Annotated in this window: 17 protein-coding genes; 6 read left to right on the forward strand and 11 right to left on the reverse strand. The window is 56.2% G+C overall.

What is annotated here, in order from left to right; all coding sequences use genetic code 11:
* Positions 1–63: 63 nt before the first annotated feature.
* From tsaD to tsaE, 5 genes are read right to left on the reverse strand one after another with little or no spacing between them, the layout of a single operon-like run.
* The gene (gene tsaD / locus BN3277_RS23010; protein ID WP_059046701.1) at positions 64–1107 is read right to left on the reverse strand and encodes a tRNA (adenosine(37)-N6)-threonylcarbamoyltransferase complex transferase subunit TsaD; all 1044 of its coding nucleotides are present in this window, start codon (positions 1105–1107) and stop codon (positions 64–66) included.
* A complete protein-coding gene (gene rimI, locus BN3277_RS23015) occupies positions 1101–1568 on the reverse strand; it encodes a ribosomal protein S18-alanine N-acetyltransferase (protein WP_059047440.1) in 468 nt (155 codons plus the stop codon). The genes tsaD and rimI overlap by 7 nt, the downstream gene beginning before the upstream one ends.
* 45 nt (positions 1569–1613) lie before the next feature.
* Positions 1614–1940 (reverse strand): hypothetical protein, encoded by a 327-nt coding sequence (locus BN3277_RS26450; RefSeq protein WP_407944591.1) that lies wholly within the window; start codon positions 1938–1940, stop codon positions 1614–1616.
* Positions 1904–2329 carry a tRNA (adenosine(37)-N6)-threonylcarbamoyltransferase complex dimerization subunit type 1 TsaB gene (tsaB, locus tag BN3277_RS26455; protein ID WP_407944592.1) on the reverse strand — a complete coding sequence of 142 codons (426 nt, stop codon included), beginning with the start codon at positions 2327–2329 and terminating at the stop codon, positions 1904–1906. The genes BN3277_RS26450 and tsaB overlap by 37 nt, the downstream gene beginning before the upstream one ends.
* A 2-nt stretch (positions 2330–2331) precedes the next feature.
* Positions 2332–2826 (reverse strand): tRNA (adenosine(37)-N6)-threonylcarbamoyltransferase complex ATPase subunit type 1 TsaE, encoded by a 495-nt coding sequence (tsaE, locus tag BN3277_RS23025; protein WP_082691577.1) that lies wholly within the window; start codon positions 2824–2826, stop codon positions 2332–2334.
* Between the two features lie 1156 nt (positions 2827–3982).
* On the opposite strand from tsaE, the gene ku reads away from it, so the two are divergent.
* Positions 3983–4957, forward strand: coding sequence for a non-homologous end joining protein Ku (ku, locus tag BN3277_RS23030; RefSeq protein WP_059046703.1), 975 nt, complete (start codon positions 3983–3985; stop codon positions 4955–4957).
* Between the two features lie 758 nt (positions 4958–5715).
* On the opposite strand, the gene BN3277_RS23035 is transcribed toward ku, so the two are convergent.
* Positions 5716–6663, reverse strand: coding sequence for an ATP-dependent DNA ligase (locus tag BN3277_RS23035; RefSeq protein WP_059046704.1), 948 nt, complete (start codon positions 6661–6663; stop codon positions 5716–5718).
* A gap of 188 nt (positions 6664–6851) precedes the next feature.
* Here BN3277_RS23035 and ligD point away from each other — a divergent pair, with 188 nt between their 5' ends.
* Positions 6852–7751 carry a non-homologous end-joining DNA ligase gene (ligD, locus tag BN3277_RS23040; protein ID WP_059046706.1) on the forward strand — a complete coding sequence of 300 codons (900 nt, stop codon included), beginning with the start codon at positions 6852–6854 and terminating at the stop codon, positions 7749–7751.
* Positions 7752–7780: 29 nt separating this feature from the next.
* Here the strand turns inward: ligD and cls are convergent, their stop codons facing one another.
* Positions 7781–9211, reverse strand: a complete 1431-nt coding sequence (gene cls, locus BN3277_RS23045; RefSeq protein WP_059046708.1) for a cardiolipin synthase — start codon at positions 9209–9211, stop codon at positions 7781–7783.
* Between the two features lie 182 nt (positions 9212–9393).
* Here cls and BN3277_RS23050 point away from each other — a divergent pair, with 182 nt between their 5' ends.
* Both BN3277_RS23050 and BN3277_RS23055 read left to right on the forward strand, forming a co-directional pair.
* Positions 9394–10392: a M23 family metallopeptidase gene (locus BN3277_RS23050; RefSeq protein ID WP_059046709.1), complete on the forward strand. Its 999-nt coding sequence runs from the start codon at positions 9394–9396 to the stop codon at positions 10390–10392.
* Positions 10393–10424: 32 nt separating this feature from the next.
* Complete coding sequence (locus BN3277_RS23055) at positions 10425–10844, forward strand: bactofilin family protein (RefSeq protein ID WP_059046711.1); 420 nt, start codon at positions 10425–10427, stop codon at positions 10842–10844.
* Between the two features lie 57 nt (positions 10845–10901).
* Here the strand turns inward: BN3277_RS23055 and BN3277_RS23060 are convergent, their stop codons facing one another.
* From BN3277_RS23060 to BN3277_RS23075, 4 genes are all read right to left on the reverse strand, one after another.
* Positions 10902–11678, reverse strand: coding sequence for an ABC transporter permease (locus BN3277_RS23060; RefSeq protein WP_082691578.1), 777 nt, complete (start codon positions 11676–11678; stop codon positions 10902–10904).
* Entirely contained in the window at positions 11671–12579 is a 909-nt protein-coding gene (locus BN3277_RS23065) for an ABC transporter ATP-binding protein (RefSeq protein WP_059046713.1), read from the reverse strand. The genes BN3277_RS23060 and BN3277_RS23065 overlap by 8 nt, the downstream gene beginning before the upstream one ends.
* A gap of 263 nt (positions 12580–12842) precedes the next feature.
* A complete protein-coding gene (locus BN3277_RS23070; RefSeq protein ID WP_059046715.1) occupies positions 12843–14678 on the reverse strand; it encodes an ABC transporter ATP-binding protein in 1836 nt (611 codons plus the stop codon).
* Entirely contained in the window at positions 14675–16420 is a 1746-nt protein-coding gene (locus tag BN3277_RS23075) for an ABC transporter ATP-binding protein (protein WP_059047445.1), read from the reverse strand. The genes BN3277_RS23070 and BN3277_RS23075 overlap by 4 nt, the downstream gene beginning before the upstream one ends.
* Before the next feature lie 350 nt (positions 16421–16770).
* Here BN3277_RS23075 and BN3277_RS23080 point away from each other — a divergent pair, with 350 nt between their 5' ends.
* Entirely contained in the window at positions 16771–17331 is a 561-nt protein-coding gene (locus tag BN3277_RS23080) for a helix-turn-helix domain-containing protein (RefSeq protein ID WP_082691579.1), read from the forward strand.
* Positions 17289–18209, forward strand: a complete 921-nt coding sequence (locus tag BN3277_RS23085) for an IS3 family transposase (RefSeq protein WP_148501012.1) — start codon at positions 17289–17291, stop codon at positions 18207–18209. Before BN3277_RS23080 ends, BN3277_RS23085 begins: the two co-directional genes overlap by 43 nt.
* The last annotated feature ends 77 nt before the right edge of the window (positions 18210–18286 follow it).

An 18286-nucleotide genomic window follows, 5' to 3' on the forward strand; every position in this document is an offset into this window, starting at 1 on the left:
ACAAATCAAAAAGGCCGGACAAGCTGTCCGGTCTTTTTGTTTTGGGCGATGGGCCCTATGGGGTTATGATCCCTGGCCGACGGACCAACCTTCCAAAGATAGGGAAGGCTCGGCTTTCAGCTCAAGATTGGAGAACTCGCCGCTCTTCCATTTCAAATAGGCGGCTGCGCCGATCATCGCGGCGTTATCGGTGCAGTATTTCAACGGCGGGATCAGCAGTGCGATCCCTTCGCGTTCACAGCGTTCGCTCAACGCCGCGCGCAACCCCCGGTTGGCGGCGACGCCACCGCAGAGAAGCAGTTGGCGAGAGTCGGTGGCCTTCACGGCGCGGACTGCTTTTTCCACCAGCACCTCGATGACTGACTCTTGAAACCCCCGGGCAATCGCCGGCTGATAGCCATCCTCACCGCGCATCTTATGCTGGTTCACCGCGTTGAGTACGGCCGATTTGAGTCCGCTTAAGCTGAAGTCGTAAGAGTCGGGCTCCAGCCAAGCCCGCGGCAGCTCTTCCGCTTCCTCCGCTTCCGCTGCCAGCTTGTCCACGAAGGGACCGCCGGGGTAAGGGAAGCCCAGCGCCCGGGCTACCTTGTCATAAGCTTCGCCAACGGCATCGTCGCGCGTCCGGCCAAGCAGGCGAAAGCTCCCCTCCCGCTCCATCAGCACCAGCTCCGTATGCCCCCCCGAGACGACCAGCGCCATAGACGGGTACAACAGCTCGGCCTCCAAACGGTTAGCGTAGATATGACCGGCGATATGATGAACGCCGATCAGCGGCTTGTCCAGCGCAAAGGCGAGGCTTTTGGCAGCCATAATCCCAACGAGCAGCGCGCCAACCAATCCGGGCCCCTCCGTCACAGCGATCGCGGACAGCGATTCCGGCGATACCCCCGCCTCCTGCACCGCTTCCTCCAGCATCCGCGTAATGCTCTCGACATGCTTGCGCGAAGCGACTTCCGGCACGACGCCGCCAAACGCCCGGTGCGTTTCAATCTGGCTGGCGATCAGGTTGGACAACACCTCTGTCCCGTTCTTCACCACGGCGGCCGAGGTTTCGTCGCAGCTCGTTTCCACCGCCAAAATATACACATCCTGCTCTTGCTTTACCACAAGCTTTCGCTTCCTTCCCCGGTTTCCGACTGCGATCTTGGCAGCTCGCACCACATTATGATTGCATCTTCATGATTATCGGAATAATACCCTTTTCGCACGCCCGCCGGGGCGAAGCCCATTTTCTCATAAAGCGCGCGAGCGACCGTATTGGACACCCGCACCTCCAGCGTCATCCGGACCATCCCAAGCTCCGCCGCCCATTCCATCATTCGGCGCAGCAGCTTCTCTCCGAGATGACGGCCCCGATACGCGGTGCGAACAGCAATGTTCGTGACGTGGGCTTCGTCGAGGATCGTCCACATCCCGGCATATGCGATGGGTTCGCCATGATATTCCATGATTTGATACCGTGCAAAATGATTATGTGTTAACTCGTTACGAAACGCTTCCTCGCTCCACGGGAGCGTAAACGATTCATGTTCGATCACCATGACGTCCGGGAGATCCGCCAGCGTCATGTTGCGAAATTTGATGTCTTGTTCCAGCTTCGCCGCCCCCTCCACTTACGCGTTCCGCAGCCGTTTGGCTTCGGCCTCCGCCAGCTGCGTATAGTTCGGCTCCAGCGCATGAACGTCGTCCGCCGGTTGCCCGGTGCGGGCCACGCCGGCGAGGCCCATCCATGCGCCCTCCAGCTCGTAGGGCACGAGCTGGACCCGCTCGCCGAAGGCGGCGATCAGCGGCGCGATCGCCGCTTCGTGCTTCTCGGTCTCGCCCACGAACCAAAGGCGGGCCGGCCGTTCCTGTGCGGGCAGCTGCTCCAGCTGCCGCTTCAGCTCGTCGGCCCACCCGTCCATCAGCCGGATCGCGTCGGGTTCCAGACGCTCCGGCAACCCGCCCGGCGCTGGTGCAGCGAACAGCGCCGAATAGGCCCGCTGGCCCAGCCGCCCAGCGCCAAAGCGGCCAGGCTCGAGACGCCGTAGACCGGCAGCCGTAACGACCACGCCAAGGTTTTGGCGGTCGTGACGGCAATCCGGATCCCGGTGTAGGAGCCTGGCCCGATCCCGACGGCGATCCCGTCCAAATCCTGCTTGGCGAGCCCCGCCGCCTTCAGGCAATCTCCGATCGCCGTCACCAAATATGCCGAATGGTTTCGTTCGGCATGGATATTTCGTTCGGCCAGCACGCGGCCGCCCTCGGTGACCGCCACCGCCAGCGAAGAAGTGGCGGTGTCCAACGCCAGCAGCCGCTGTGGCTGCTGTTGTTCTTCATATTCGTTCATGTTCAGGATACTCCATTCTCTTTCAGGACCTTCACCCATGTTTCGTAGGGTTCACCCTGTCCATTGATATACATGCGCCGCCCCGTCGCCGACAACGTCTCGACGTAGATGCGCAGCACGCTTTCCGGAAGCAGCTCCTCAATCAAGCTGGCCCACTCCACCAAGGTGACGCCATTCCCGTAGAAATACTCGTCCAGCCCCAGCTCATCGGCCTCATCCAGCGAGAGCCGATAGACGTCCATATGATAAAAAGGCAGCCTGCCTTCATACTCCTTGATCAAGGTAAAGGTTGGACTGTTCACCGTATCCTTCACGCCGAGGTGCTTCGCAAACAGCTGGGAAAACGCCGTTTTGCCCGCTCCAAGATCTCCGTCCAGGGCGATCACCGTTCCCGGCTGTACCCGTCCCGCCAATGCGGCCGCCAGCTGTTCCGTTCCATTGAGGTCCTCGACTTCGTATACCCACTGGGCCGAGAGCTTGTCCTTGCCATTCTCCATACTCACTCTAGCTTACCACCTTTATCACGGTTCCAACACATCCCGCGCATATCATCCGCATTTATCCGCATTTATCCGCATTTATCTGCATTTATCCGCATTTATCTGCATTTATCTGCGTTCATCCGCATTTATCTGCGTTCATCCGCATTCACTCGCATATCATCCGCGTACCACCCGTTTAGACCGCCCAATTCCCTTCTAACGGACTCAGAAGCCCTTATTGGCTCATTTCCCGTACATTTCCCGCGCTAACAGACTCAGGAGACGTTATTTCGCCTTTTAGGCGAAAAAAACACCGCAATTGAGGCAAATAAGGTCTCTCCAGTCCGTTAGCCGCCGGAACCTCACGCCTGCAAACCAATAACGTCTCTGGTGTCCGTTACGGTTACGGTCCGCGTCACTTCGTCGTCTGGTCCCTGTCTTTCGTGACAGTTACAGCCCGTGTTACCTCAATGCATTGTTCTTTGTTGTTCGTTACGATCCGTGTTCCATCATCGGTCAGTCCTTGCTATCCGTTACCGATCCGCGTCGGCCTTCACCGGCTGGTCCTTCTAACGGACCAAGAGAGTCCCTTCATCGTCTAGCCCTTCTAACGGACCAAGAGAGTCCCTTCATCGTCTAGCCCTTCTAACGGACTCAGAAGCCCTTATTGGCTCATTTCCCGGACATTTCCCGCGCTAACGGACTCAGGAGACGTTATTTCGCCCTTTCGGCGAAAAAAACACCCTAATCCAGGCAAATAAGGTCTCTCCAGTCCGTTAGCGGCCGGACCCCCACGTCAACTGATAAATAACGTCCCTGATGTCCGTTAGGTTACTCGCGCCCCTTCAACGTCTCATCCTTGATCTCCAATACCTTATTGCGCTCCCTAGCTGTCTGTTACTATTCCATATCCCTGCATCGACTCGTCTCTGTTGCTCGTTTGCAGCTGCGCCAGCTATCTCCGCGGGCACCTGCTAGGTACTGACTTGCTAGGCACTGTCCTCATTATATCGGTCCGCCGCACCCCCCGCAACCGCGGAACGCAGGATCAAAAGCGGACGAAAGCGAGCAACTTGCGCGTAACGCGTAAATAGAAACCACGTTTATAACCATACTACGAATAAGCGACTCTACAGAGCGTAACCGAAAGAGAAGGAAGGAGTTTTACACCATGCATACCGTCTGGAAGGGAGCGATCAGCTTTGGGCTGGTCCATGTGCCGGTCAAAATGTTTTCGGCTACCGAAGACAAAGACATCTCCATGAAGTACATCCATAAGGTCTGCGGCAGTCCGATTTCCTATGTACGGCGTTGTCCGGCCTGTGAAGTGGATGTGAACTGGGATGATATTTCACGCGGCTACGAATATGAGAAAGGTAAATACGTGCTTTTTGAAAAAGAAGAACTGGAACAGCTGTCCGCCCACGCTGAAAAAACGATTAACATCATCGATTTCGTGGATTTGGAGGAGATTGATCCGATTTACTTTCAAAAGACGTATTATTTGTCTCCGGATCAGGCTGGAGGGAACGCGTACCAGCTCCTGCTGGAAGCGATGCGCCAATCGGGGAAGATCGGGATCGCCAAAATCGCCATCCGCTCCAAGAGCAGTCTGGCCGCCATCCGGGTGATGGAAGGGTGTTTAGCGATAGAAACGATCTTTTATCCGGACGAAATCCGTCCGATTTCTCAAGTGCCCAACCTGCCTGAAAACGTTCAGGTGAACGACAAGGAGCTGACGATGGCGAAAATGCTGATCGAGCAGTTGTCCACCCCGTTTGAGCCGGAGAAATACACCGACGACTACCGCGAGGGGTTACTGCACCTGATCGAGCAAAAAGTCGCCGGTGAAGAAATCAGTTTGGCCCCGGCCAAACCGGAGACCAACGTGATCGACCTGATGGCGGCGCTGCAAGCGAGCATCGAGGCGGTCAAGCCGGTCGCGACCGATCCGGGTCCCGCCGCTGCTGCTCCGGCAAAACGCACGCGTAAACCGGCCGCCAAAAAGGCAAAGGCCGAGCCCGAAGCCGCTCCCGCCACAGGCAAGGCCGGAAAGGCAGGTGCGGATAAAGAAACCACCACGCCAACCGTTGCGGTGAAGCCCAAGCCGAAGCGCCGCACCACTGCCAAGCCGGAGGCGAAGTAGAGAGCACCATTTAATGAACGGGTGCACGGGGGTACGGATGTCGATGTCGGGGGTACGGAGGTATGGTGTCTGATGTCCGATTGCCCGGTAGTCGATGTCTAGACGGCCACATGTTGGTGCAAGGGATACAATGTCTGGTTTACAGTGTCTGGTTTACGGTGTCTGATGTCCGATTGCCGGTAGTCGATGTCTAGACGGCCACATGTTGGTGCAAGGGATGGGATACAATGTCTGGTTTACAATGTCTGGTTTACGGTGTCTGGTTTACAATGTCTGGTTTACGGTGTCTGGTTTACGGTGTCTGATGTCCGATTGCCGGTAGTCGATGTCTAGGTGGTCACATGTTGGTGTAAGGGATACGTTGTCTGGCATGCGGTGTAAGGGATACGTTGTCTGGTATACGGTTTATAGGAGTACGGTGTCTGATTCAATTGCCTGGAGGTCAAAGTCCAGGCGGCCGCAGTGCGGTGTAAGGTTTTGGTTTTTGGTTTTTGGTTTTTGGTTTTTGGTTTTTGGTTTTTGGTTTTTGGTTTTTGGTTTTTGGTTTTTGGTTTTTGGTTTTTGGTTTTACGCTTTACGCTTTACGCTTTACGCTTTACGCTTTACGCTTTACGCTTTACGCTTTACGCTTTACGCTTTACGCTTTACGGTTTATTGTTTCCAATGCCTGTTGTCCTGCGTCCACGGTACACGGCCCGGCACCCTGGCCCCTGCCCTCACTCCTCGGGCTCGCACTCTCGACCGCGGCATTGCCCGCTTTACATGCTTTGCCCCATATCGCACGCCTCAGGCGGGACATTGGCCCACCCTTGGATGATCGGGTGGCGCATGGTTCCGCCGGGCGTCCACTCCAAAAACTGCACCTTCACGGTTAGGGCCGGCTGAATCCAGACGGCCCCTTTGATGCGTTCGGGGATGTTGGCGAACGGCCGGCTTGGCACGATCAGCGGCTTGATGTTCTCCGTCAGGTCGCGCCAGTCGGACACCTTCCATTTGCCGCTGCCGGCATGGCCGATATAAATGAACCGTCCCTCCGGGTCGTACAAGCCCAGCAAAATGGCGTTGACCCCGCCGTCGCGATACGTCAACCCGCCGATAACGGCGTATAGATCGCGAGCCAGCTTCTTCTTGACCCAGCGCGCATCCTTGCCCCCGATCGCATACACACTGTCCAGGCGTTTTGAAACGATGCCTTCCCAGCCCCGCTCCTTCATCAATCCAAACAGCAGCTCCCCATCTGCCACATTGGGAACAAGCTGTACCCGTTCCGAGGGAATCACCAGCTCCTGCAGCAATTGCTGGCGATTCGCTAACGGCTCTCCGTTCACCCATTTGCCGTCATGGTACAAAATATCAAAAATCATATAAATCGCCGGAATCCGCCCGGACGCAAAGCGGATCTCCTGCTCTCGGCGTAGACTGTCACGGCGCATGATCTCGTGGAACGACGGCTTGCCGCCTGAAAGGGCGATCATTTCCCCGTCGAGGATCACCGAGTTCGCGCGGCAGTAGCCCTCCACTTCCTGAAACTCCGGATACTGCAGCGTCCGGTCATTTCCCTTGCGATTGATCAGCTTCACCTCGCGGCCGTCGCTGTACGTCAGCATTCGCACGCCGTCCCATTTAACCTGGGCCACCCATTCTTCGCCTTGCGGGATCGTATCGCTGCGAATCGGTTCAAACGGCGCGACCGGTTTCAAATCCATTGTGATCGCTTGCCTCCTCTTAGGCTCCAATATAACCTCAAGTTTGCCCCCGCCTTCCGCGAACCATTCCGGTTCTGCGTTCCCCTCCACCGCTCATAGTTTCCCGCTCCCCAGGCAAGCCTAGTATCAACACCCCTAGCTAGCGAGGCGCAAGCCTCCAATCTGATTCCAGCAAGGAGGAACCGACCATGCCCCGGACAATCAAAGGGACGATCACTGTCGAAGGCGAAGAGGTCCCCGTCTCCAACCCCGATAAGCTGCTGTGGCCCGAAGCCGGCATCACCAAGCAAATGTACTTGGAGAAGCTGGCCGAGCTTTCACCTTATCTGCTGAAATACTGCCGCAATCGGCTGCTCACGACGATCCGTTATCCCGGCGGCATTCATGGCAAGTTTTTTTATCAGAAAAACGCACCCGATCCGCTGCCGCCGTTCGTCCACACGGCATTCCACGAGAACATCAACTATGTCGTGCTTGACCGGCTGCCGGTGCTGCTGTGGCTCGGCAACCTCGCCTGTATCGAATTCCATCCTTCCCTGCACTATGTTGGGGAGGAGCTGCCGTGCGAATGGATGATCGACCTCGATCCAACGCTGGAAGAGGAGCCGCGAATCATGGAGGCTGCCGCCTTGGTCGGCGAGATCCTGACGTCGCTGGGCCTGCAATCCGTGCCGAAAACGTCCGGCGCCACCGGCGTGCAGATTATCGTACCGATTGAATACGGCCTCACCTTCGACGAGCTACGGATGGTTGGCCATTTTGTCGCCCGCTACGTAACCGAGAAGCATCCGCACCTATTTACCATCGAACGGCTAAAAAAAGACCGCGGTGACAAAATCTATTTCGACTACTTGCAGCATTACGGCGGCAAAACGCTGGCCGCTCCCTATACCCCGCGCGCCCGCACTGCCGCCAGCGTATCGACCCCGCTCACCTGGGACGAAGTGCGGCAGAACCCGAAGCCCGCGGATTATCATCTTCTGAATATCGGCCAGCGGCTAAAGGAACGCGGCGATCTGCTGGAAACGGTGCCCCCGCAATCCCTAAAGCTGATTTTGCAGCATTTAAAAGCCCCGGTCCGCGCCTAAAGACGCTCCTAGCCCAAGCCCTAAGCTCCTTACAAAAGAGGGGACAACAAACGGGCCAACAGCTCCAGCCCTTTTTGCCACCGCGAGCGGACCGCGAAGGCCTCCGGCAGGATCGGCACCGAGTCGGCCAGGTCCTGCTCGAAATCTCGTTCCAGCCGAGCAATCGTGTCCGGATCAAACAGCAAGGCGGTCATTTCAAAATTATAAAAAAAGCTGCGCATATCCATGTTCGCCGTCCCCACCGAAGCGAGCAGGCCGTCAATGATCATCACTTTGGCATGAATAAAGCCCTTCGTATATTGAACAAACCTCACTCCGTCCCCCAGCAGCTCCTCAACGTAAGACAACGAAGCCAGCTTCACCAGGCGGCTGTCCGAATGGTAGGGCATAATAACAATCACTTCGACCCCGCTTAATGCGGCCGTTTTGAGCGCGGAGTACACACCGGGGTCCGGAATGAAATAGGGCGAAGCGATCCAGATCCGGCGCTTCGCCACCGCGATAGAATTAAAGCACATTTCCTGAATCGCATTGCGGGTCCGATTCGGGCCGCTCGTCAGGATCTGTACCTGTTCCCGTCCAGGCCCCTCACGGGCAGGAAACAGGACGGGATCGCCGAGATCCTGCCCTGACACCAGCAGCCAATCCTCCAGGAAGGTCAACTGCAAATAATGAACCGAATCTCCTTCCAACTGCAGATGCGTATCGCGCCAAAACCCCATATTTTCATAAAGTCCAAGATAATCGTCGCCTACATTAAGTCCACCCACGAACCCGAACTTCCCATCCACCACAACGATTTTGCGATGATTGCGATAATTCACTCGGCGATTCCGCACGGCGACCCGCGGCGGCAGAAAGAAATAGACCTCCACTCCAGCTTCCTTAAGCCGATCGATAAAGGAGGGCTCCAGCTTAAAGCTCCCAAGTCCATCGCAGATCATCCGCACCTTGACCCCTTCCCGGGCTTTGCGGATCATCACCTCGGCAAAGGCCATACCGATCCTATCGCTGCGGAAAATATAAAATTCAATGTGAATATGCTCCTTCGCCAACTCCATCCGCTCCAGCATCGCGCTAAAGGCCGGCTCCCCGGAGGAATACACCTCCGTGCGGTTACCGCCCGTGATCGGGTTCACCGCCTGATGGGTCAGCAGCCTGAAAAGCCGCTCCTGCCCCACAAATTCCGGGTTGTTCATTCTCTCCAAAGTATCCGCCGTCTCCGACCGGGAGCGCAGCATCGCCCGAAGGCTCCGGAACGGGACAGAGCCCCGGCGCAGCAGCCTTTTGCGTTTCTTATAATCGCGCGCCATGAAATAGTAGAGGACCGGCCCCAAAGGGGGGCAAAGGAACAAGATAAACATCCAAGCCACGGTTTTGCCGGGATTGCGGAATTCGAGCAGCAGAATCAATGCGATATGTACGATGAAAAGAAGTAAAATGCCAATCAACCAGTTCATGAACTCCACCCTCCCCTGCATTCATCATTAACCAACCGGGCGGCGGTTTATTCATTTTCTTCCCTCTGGTTCAGCGCAGCAGGGCCGCCAATTATATCAGACAGGACCAGTTTTTTGACATGATTTAAGAATCATAGGAATAGATAAATTATAGAACCAACGAAGCGTAGGGAGGGGATGCCATGAGGAGCGTAAGCGTACCGAATCCCAATCGGATGACGTTGCTTGTCCTGCGGGATGCCGGGCGGCCCGTCAAACAGGTGCAAGTGTCCAAGCCGCTTGTCGTTGCCGTGCCTTTGCTGGCGCTGCTGTCCATTTCCGGACTGATCGTCAGCCTGCAGGTTCACTCGGATCGGACTGTTTCCCGCCTGGAACATCAACTGGAGCAGCAAAACCTGGCTTTTGAAGCGGTGGTGACCAACAAAGACGAAGCCATTCAGCGTTTGCAGAACGAAGTGATCGCCTTGTCGAGCCAATCCCAGGATATGATGGACCGGATGGAGCGAGTAGCCGAACTCGAAGCGGAGCTTCAGAAATTTATCGATAAATACGGGGACGGCGACGCGAAGAACCTGGGCAAGCTGTCTTCGTTGTCCTGGGACGATTCCCTGGATGCGCTTGGGGACAGCGGCGTTGGCGGCGAGTTCATTGCGGTTCACGACAACGAAATCTTGGCGCTGGCGGAAGAGACGCGGGACGATTTTGCCGCGATGAATGCCATGCTGGATGAGATGGAGAAGAACGTCCCGCTGACCTTAAAAAAGGCAAAACAAACGCAGTACTCCCTCTCCGGTACCCCTTCCGAATGGCCAACCTTGTCCACGCGGCTGACCTCCAATTTCGGTTACCGTACCGATCCCTTTACCGGTCGGGCAGCTTTCCATGCGGGCATCGATATCGCTGGTAAAGTGGGCGACCCGATCTATGCCGCAGCCGCAGGGAAAGTCATTACCGCGGAGCGCGACGGCTCTCACGGCAAATATATCGTGATTGAGCACCCGGGTGGATTGCAAAGCTGGTACATGCACCTAAGCGATATCGACGTCTCCGTCGGCGATGAGGTGAAGAAAGGCGACAGCATCGGCAATCTGGGGAATACGGGGCGCAGCACCGGGCCCCATCTGCATTTTGAAATCGTCAAGAACGGCAAAGCGATTGATCCGATGCCTTATTTGAAGTAGTTCAGACCTGACAAAGGAGGATGAGGACCGCGATGTTTAAAGACAACAAAAAAGCCCCTCGCCTGACCGATACCCTGATTGGCCAAGGCAGCCTGATTGAAGGCAAGCTGGAGTGCAAAACCAATCTGCGCGTGGAGGGCCAGATCCATGGAGAGATCGATTGCCAAGGCCAGGTGATCATCGGGGAAACGGGAGAAGCCATGTCCAATATTAAAGGAACCGACGTCATCGTCGCCGGCAAAGTCGTTGGGGATGTCTCCACAACCGGCAAATTAACGATCACCGCCAGCGGCCAGGTTGACGGGAATGTGGATGTTGCCAAGCTGATCATCGTCGAAGGCGGCCTGTTAAACGGAGCAAGCAAAATGGAGCGAATCACGCCCGTCTCCGCTCCATCCGCCTCTTCCGGTAAGGGAAAGGTGAAGAAGGCCGCGCGGCCCGAAGCTGGGTAAAGCAAAATAAAAAAGTTCCCGCCTGAACAGGCAACGGGAACTTTTTTTTCGTCGTTTTTAGGCGGCGACATCCCTGCGCTTAAACACCAGCCAGGCCACCGCCAAAAACAGCAGCACGTACGCCGCCAGCACTGCCGCCGAGAAGCCCAGCGTCATGCCGGCCGGACCGATCTGACCACCGCGATACTGGCTTAAATCCATGTTGGCAAACAACAGGTATTTGGCCCAAGGATAGTGGACGGGGTTAAACAGCATCGTAAAGATGTTGCCCGCAAACAGGATAAAGATCGATAACCCGATGGCGATGCCGCTGGAGCGAAAGACCGTCGACAGCATAAATGAGAACGCCGCAATTACGAGCAGGTCGACATAGCTGTACAACAGGCTTTCCAGAATCCGACCCAGCGGGCTTTCGCCCGGCAGGAAAATTTGCGACGGCACATTCGGGAATATCAGGAACGCCACGGCCAGGGCTGCGGCAAAAAACACCACGCTCATCGCCAAGGTAAACAGCAGCACAGCTAGCAGCTTGGACAGCAGCACCTTCGTCCGCGTCCAAGGCCGGATCAGCAGCAGCTTGATCGTTCCCCAGGTGAACTCGCCGGCTACGATGTCGGCAGCCACAACAGCAGCATAGATGCTGACGAGATAATAAAGGAAGCTTAATTGATCCAGCGCGTCCCAAGCGCTCATTCTGGAGCGGCCCCCATCCAGCGAGAACAATACACCAAACAGGACTGTCAGCAGGACAAGCAGCCCGAACATAATCCAGGTGCGAACCCGCCGGTAGATTTTCATGTTCTCGTTTTGGACCAACGCGAGAAAACTATTCAATGTCCTTCCCCCCTGTCAGCTCCAGGAATTGATCCTCCAGCGAACGCGTCACCGTTTGGATGACGTACACGTCAATGCCGGCCATTACCAGCTTCGCGTTGATCCCGGCCGCGGCTTGCCGGTCGGCGGATACGATCAGCCGTCCGTCCTCCAGGCGCCCGCCTGCGATAAGCTCCGCCGCACGCTGCGGATCGCTCACTTCGAAGGCCGTTTCCCGCTCGCGGCCTTCTCCCGCCTCCGGATGCAGGGACTTGACGTCCACGAGCCGTCCCTGCTGGATGACGGCGACCGTGTCGCACATCAGCTCCATTTCCGACAGCAAATGGCTGGAGACAAACACGGTCGTCCCCTCCTCCCGCGCCAGCACGCGCAAATAATCGCGCAGCTCGCGGATGCCCTGCGGGTCGAGCCCGTTGGTGGGCTCGTCCAGCACCAGCAGCTTCGGCCGATGCAGAATGGCCTGCGCGACCCCAAGCCGCTGGCGCATGCCCAGCGAATACGTTTTGACCTTGTCATGGATGCGGTTCTGCATGCCAACCCGCTCAACCGCCTCCCAGATCCGCTGTTTCGTGACCCCCGGGGACATGCGGGCGTAATGCAACAGATTCTGATACCCGGTCAGGAACTTGTACATCTCCGGATTTTCTACGATGGCGCCGACATGCGAAATCGCCTCTTCAAATCGATCCTTAATGCTGGCTCCTTCGATCTGGATATCGCCTTCCGTAATGGACATCAGTCCGACCATCATCCGAATCGTCGTTGTTTTCCCGGCCCCGTTGGGTCCTAAGAAGCCGTACACCTGTCCCCTCGGGATGTCCAGCGTTAATCGGTCGATCAGCGTTTTGCCGCCGATACGCTTGCTGACGTCCCGCATGCGTACGACCGGTTCCTGCGTCATCTCCATGGCTACTCCCCACTCTCTTCAGTCTGTATCCCGATAAGTCAGGATAATTTCCCCTATTCTACCATAAGGTGTCCACCGGCTAAAGCCTCGGGAAGTGATGCGGAACTGATGGAGTGCTGATGAGTTCCGTTTGATCTGCAGCAGGCCCGGCTACACAGGTGGCGGCCGGGCTAAAGCTTGCGGGTGCGGGCCCCGATCAACGCGAACACGCCCCAGACGCAGCGGCGGGGCGTGTTCGTAACTTCGGGCTGGCGATGTTATGCTCCGCCGGCCTGCGATTCTTCGCCGTACCAGAGCTGGCGGAAGCTGTCGCTGGAGGCGAGCAGCCGCTCCGCCGTGCCTTCGGCTTCAATCGTGCCGTCCTTCAGCACGATGATATGGTCCGCGTGCGAGAGCGCGGCTTTGCGGTGCGACACCACGAGGCAGGTTGCCTGGCCTCGGGTCTGGAATAACCGCTCCCACAGCTTACGTTCGGTTTCGACGTCGAGCGCGCTCGACAGGTCGTCGAACACGTACAGCTGGGCCTCGCGCACGAGCATCCGGGCGGCCGCGGTCCGCTGGACCTGGCCGCCGGAGAGCTTGACGCCGCGCGGCCCGACCATCGTGTCGAGGCCGTGCGCCAGCTGCGCCACGTCGTCCTCCAGCACGGCGACGTGCAGCGCCTGCGTCAGGCTGTCCCCGGTCTCGGGCAGCCCGAGCAGGATGTTGTTCCGCAGCTTGTCGCTGTATAGGCGCGGAATTTGCGCCGTATACGCGCTATGCGGCGGAACAAAGAAGTCCGCCGGCGTGCGGACAAGGCAGCCGTTCCAGCGGATCTCGCCCGCTTCCGCCGGCAACAGGCCAAGCAGCGTCCGCAGCAGCGTTGTCTTGCCGGAGCCGATCATGCCGGTGACAACCGTAAACGAGCCGCGCGGGAGGCGCAGGCTGATGTTCTCGATGCCCCGGCCGGTCTCCGGATAGCGGTACGTCAGTCCGCTCGCCTCCAGCAGCCGCAGCGGCTCCACCGGAGCGCCGTCCAAGAGCCGAAATCCCTCCGGTTCCACGACATCGTCCACGGTCGAAGCGGCATTCGGCACGAAATCGGGATCGGCCTGCCGCCGCTTGCCGATCCCGATATAGGCTGGAACCGTCAGCAGTTTGGCCGGCGCCCCCTGAAGCATCTGCTTCAAACGGGTGAAACTGATGGCCATCTGCTTATAAAACGTCATGAAGTTCCCAACGTTCGAAATCAGTTGGGTGACGAAGGTCAAATAGTAGATAAAGAGCGACAAGTCACCGACGGAAAACGATCCGCTGCGCATCTTATAGCCAGCCAGCACCAGGATCAGCCCGGTTCCGAGATTAACGGAGTTCGTAAACACGGAGGACAGCGACTCGGTGATCAGCTTATCCTTGACCATCATCTTCCGGCGTTCATCGCTCAGCCGTTCGAACCTGCGCACGATCCGCCCTTCTGCCCCTGCGACTTGAATCGCCTGAACGTTGGCGAACATCTCGCTGATTGAGCCTGTAACCTTGGCGGTGGCGGTGCGGCTCGCGGCCCGGTACTTCTGGATGCGCGCCGTGGCGATCTGCGCCGCCGTGACGACCAGAATCAACGGCACAAAGACGAAGAACGTCAACTGCGCATCGATGGAGATTAGGATATAACTAGAGACAGCGAAAAAACCGATCAAACCAAACATATCCACCGACCAGCTCATCGCTTCCTCGGACTGATCCACGTCGTCGCGGAAATTGCTGATCGCTTCCCCCGGCGAGCAAGGGATCGCTTTGGCGCCGGGCTCCCTGAGCACATGAGCCAGCATATTCCGCCGGAGCAGCATACTGATCCGGAATCGGTAGCCGCTGTCCGTCCAGCAGCCGACGGCAATCATCATGATGCGCGCCAGCGCCACGCCGATAAACAACGCCATTAAACCCTCCACTCCGTAGGGGAGGCTGGCGCTTCCCTCCAAATCATCAAAGAACGCTTTCGTAATGAGCCCCGGAAGCAGCGGAATCATATGGATAACCGTCCAAGAGAGCAGGTTCGCGAAATAAAAAGCCGGACGATTCAACAACAGCCTCCAGAAAAAATGCCGCGTATTCATGCCAACACCTCCTCCAGTCCAACGGACAGCATCCGGCTGAAGCGTGACCCCGGGTCGGCAGCCAGCTCCATGCGCGGTCCATATTCTACGATTCGGCCGTTCTCCAATATGAGGATCTGATCCGCGCGCTGCACCGTCGATAAACGGTGCGCGATGATAATACACGTCCGCGATTCCAACAGCCGGGTAATCGCCGTTTCAATCCGGTTTTCGGTCAGTGGATCAAGACGCGAGCTGGCTTCATCCAGGATGACCAGCCCCGGGTTGGTCAAGAAGACCCGAGCAAACGCAAGCAGCTGCGCTTCACCGGCTGACAGGCTGCCCCCGCCGGAGGAGAGCACCGTATCCAGCCCGTCAGGCAAGGCAGTGTACCACTCCTGCAGCCCCAGCTCCTTCAGCACGGCGATGATGTTCTCATCTCGGATGCTTTCATCAAACAAAGCTAGGTTATCGCGGACGGTACCTTCCATAATCTCGATGTTTTGCGTCACCATCGCCACCCCGCTCCGCAGTTCCTGCAGCTTACACTCACGGATGTCGATGCCCGACAGCTCGATCTTGCCCTGCTGGGGATCGTAGAAGCGCAGCAGCAGCCGCGCCAGGGTGGATTTACCGCTGCCGGTCCGTCCCAGTAGGCCTAGCGTTTCTCCCGGCTTCAGCATCAGCGCCAGCTCATGCAGTGTGGGCTCCCCGTCCTCCTCGTAGGCAAACGTCATCCGGTCGAACTTCACGGATAACGGTCCTTTTGGCAGCGGTGCGCCCGGGCCATCAGTGATCCGCGGTTTCGTGTTCAGTAGGTCCCGGACGCGAATCAGGCTGGCGTCGGCTTTTTGCAGGTCATCCAGTTGAGTCCGAATCTTCTCAATCGGCTGAGCCAGCAGCTCCGTGTAATAAAACACGAGGTAAACCGAACCAATGGTCAGCTCGCCCCGTCTCCACAACCAAGCGCAGACGAGAAAAGCGGCGGCATTGCCCAAGGCAAACACCAGAATCGTTGTCCCCCACATCATGCCGAAGCCCAGCGAGGCGCGAACGCGTACCGGCAGCATCCGCCGGGCCATGGCATAGAAGCGTTCCAGCACATAGCCGGCGGCCCCATTCGCCCGGGTATCCTCGGTGCCTTCCAGCTGTTCCCCGATAAACCCGTAGAGCTCGGCATTTTGCGCCCGCCATTTGGTCCAGACCGGTACGATAAACTCACGAATTTTACGGATGATAAAGACCGCGCCAACGACAAATAAACTCATCGCTGCGCCGATCCAGACGTTTTCGCGGAACAGCAGTACCAGAATGCCCGCCATCAATAACAGATTGCCCAGCAAATGAATCAGGAAGCTGGAGAAGAAGTTGGCCAGCGCGTTGACGTCGCCGTCCACCCTTTCGATCAACGAGCCGGAGGTGTTCGACTTGTGGAACGACATATCCAGCGACAAGCAATGTCGAACGAGATCCGCCCGCAGCTTGTTGGTTGTGGTCCAGCCCAGGTTCTCACTAAAGTAGGAGGCGCAGACCGATACGATTTGCTGCGCCAGGGAGAAGCCGATGAAGAGACCCGCCGCAACATATAAAGGCTTCAGACTTCCTTCCCCCTGGGCGCTATCAATAAAATAACGAATGACCTGCGGGTTGATCAGCTGCAAGGCGATCGAGATCAACAGCAACGCGGTCATTTTAACCAGCAGCTTGCGCTGCGTGAACACGTATTTCTCCAACATTTCGCGGTAATGTCCCAGCGGCCTCATCCTTCGTTCGCCGCCTTGCGGCGCATAAGTTTGTTCTGCCAAGCGCCGATCCCCTCCTATCGCATCCGGTTTCTCATCTTCTCGATCTATTCTCCAAATCATTTTATACAAAAACATATGTTCGTACAACTAATTTATTTTACAAAAAAGACCACCCCGCTGTCTGATATGCTCCCCCTACGGTAGACAGGTGAAATAATAAAACCTGTTTACCGTGAGGGGGAGCATTTTTCATGCCAAATAAAAAGCTTACCGATGTAGAGAAATTAGCCATTGTGCAGGAGATCGAGGGCTGACATATCGGTATTAATGCCGCTGTAAGGAAGTTTGGGTTCAGCAAGTCCACCTTAATGAAGTGGCGAAATCGTTATCGACTGTATGGTATGGAGGGATTAGCGATTCGAACTTGCAATCGTAGTTATTCTGCTGAGCTTAAATTACAAGCGGTCATGGATTATTTTCGTGGTGAGTTGTCACAATACCAGATCATCGATAAGTACAAGATTTCCAGTCGAACCCAACTCGCCGATTGGATTAAGAAGTATAATGGTCATAGCAGTTTACGAGCTTACAATGGGGGAAAGACGGCTATGACCAAGGGACGTTCTACAACGTGGCAGGAGCGGCTTGACATTGTCTTGCACTGCCTTGCGAATGGACAAGATTACAGCCAGGCGGCAGACCAATTCAAGGTCTCTTACCAACAAGTATATGGGTGGGTTAAAAAGTACGAAGCCGGTGGACCAGAGGCTCTTCGCGACGGCAGAGGGCGCAAGAAGGCGCCTGAGGAGCTTACGGAGGCCGACCAACAGAAGCTTGCTATGAGGAAGCTGGAGTACGAAGTTGAGCGGCTACGAGCGGAGAATGTATTCCTAAAAAAGTTACAGGAGTTCCAAAGGGGGCGTCGTTAAGCCAGCATCGACAGGAGAACGTCTATCTCGCGATACAAGCCGTGCACCAGGCAGAGTCGCTCAGCATACAGCTTCTGTGCGAGGTGGCAGGGATACCAAGGTCAAGTTATTACAAATGGCTCAGCCACAAGCCCAGTCCGCGACAGTTGGAGAACCAAGAGCTGACGGAAGTCATGATGTCTTTGTACCACAAGGTCGAAGGCATCTTTGGTTGCCGTCAACTCACGCTGCATTTACGTAGAATGCTTGAAAAGCGAATTAACCACAAACGCATACAGCGATTAATGGAGATCAAGGGGATCCAATCGGTGATCCGCCGAAAGAAAAAGAAATATCCGCGCTCCACCCCTCAGCATGTGGCCGAGAATTTGCTGAATCGCGAGTTCCAGGCGGATGCGCCAAACGAGAAGTGGGTGACGGACGTAACGGAGTTCAAATACGGTCATGGACAAAAGGCTTATTTAAGCGCGATTCTTGACCTCCATGATAATACGATTGTATCTTACGTGCTGGGGCACTCCAACAACAATCCACTGGTGTTTAAGACGCTAGAATTGGCACTGGAATCTGTGTCCGAATGTAAGCCATTGATTCACAGTGACCGAGGCTTCCAGTACACTTCAACATACTTTAAAGAAAAGCTGGATGCTGCCAACATGAAGCAGAGTATGTCCCGAGTAGGCCGATGCATTGATAACGGGCCCATGGAATCCTTCTGGGGAACATTGAAATGCGAGAAATATTATTTGCATAATTATCGGACTTTTGACCAGTTGAAGAACGACATTGATGACTATATCCACTTTTACAATTACGAACGATTACAGAGAAAATTAAACGGCCTCAGTCCGATGGAGTACAGGACCAAGGCCGCCTAATTGAGCTTTTATTTTTTATACTGTCTACTTGACGGGGTGCAGTTCAATGTCTTGACAAGACATGCGGGGCAGCCCTT

It is taken from the genome of Paenibacillus rubinfantis (genome assembly GCF_001486505.1).
GTDB classification, from domain to species: domain Bacteria; phylum Bacillota; class Bacilli; order Paenibacillales; family Paenibacillaceae; genus Fontibacillus; species Fontibacillus rubinfantis.

Excerpts from the sequence above, each read along its gene's own strand:
- BN3277_RS23080 (WP_082691579.1), top strand. The coding sequence starts at position 16,771 with ATGAAGTGGCGAAATCGTTATCGACTGTATGGTATGGAGGGATTAGCG.
- BN3277_RS23075 (WP_059047445.1), bottom strand. The coding sequence starts at position 16,420 with ATGAGGCCGCTGGGACATTACCGCGAAATGTTGGAGAAATACGTGTTC.
- BN3277_RS23070 (WP_059046715.1), bottom strand. The coding sequence starts at position 14,678 with ATGAATACGCGGCATTTTTTCTGGAGGCTGTTGTTGAATCGTCCGGCT.
- tsaE (WP_082691577.1), bottom strand. The coding sequence starts at position 2,826 with ATGGAGAATGGCAAGGACAAGCTCTCGGCCCAGTGGGTATACGAAGTC.
- tsaB (WP_407944592.1), bottom strand. The coding sequence starts at position 2,329 with ATGAACGAATATGAAGAACAACAGCAGCCACAGCGGCTGCTGGCGTTG.
- ku (WP_059046703.1), top strand. The coding sequence starts at position 3,983 with ATGCATACCGTCTGGAAGGGAGCGATCAGCTTTGGGCTGGTCCATGTG.
- BN3277_RS23035 (WP_059046704.1), bottom strand. The coding sequence starts at position 6,663 with ATGGATTTGAAACCGGTCGCGCCGTTTGAACCGATTCGCAGCGATACG.
- ligD (WP_059046706.1), top strand. The coding sequence starts at position 6,852 with ATGCCCCGGACAATCAAAGGGACGATCACTGTCGAAGGCGAAGAGGTC.
- BN3277_RS23065 (WP_059046713.1), bottom strand. The coding sequence starts at position 12,579 with ATGACGCAGGAACCGGTCGTACGCATGCGGGACGTCAGCAAGCGTATC.
- cls (WP_059046708.1), bottom strand. The coding sequence starts at position 9,211 with ATGAACTGGTTGATTGGCATTTTACTTCTTTTCATCGTACATATCGCA.
- rimI (WP_059047440.1), bottom strand. The coding sequence starts at position 1,568 with ATGACGCTGGCGGATCTCCCGGACGTCATGGTGATCGAACATGAATCG.
- BN3277_RS23055 (WP_059046711.1), top strand. The coding sequence starts at position 10,425 with ATGTTTAAAGACAACAAAAAAGCCCCTCGCCTGACCGATACCCTGATT.
- BN3277_RS23050 (WP_059046709.1), top strand. The coding sequence starts at position 9,394 with ATGAGGAGCGTAAGCGTACCGAATCCCAATCGGATGACGTTGCTTGTC.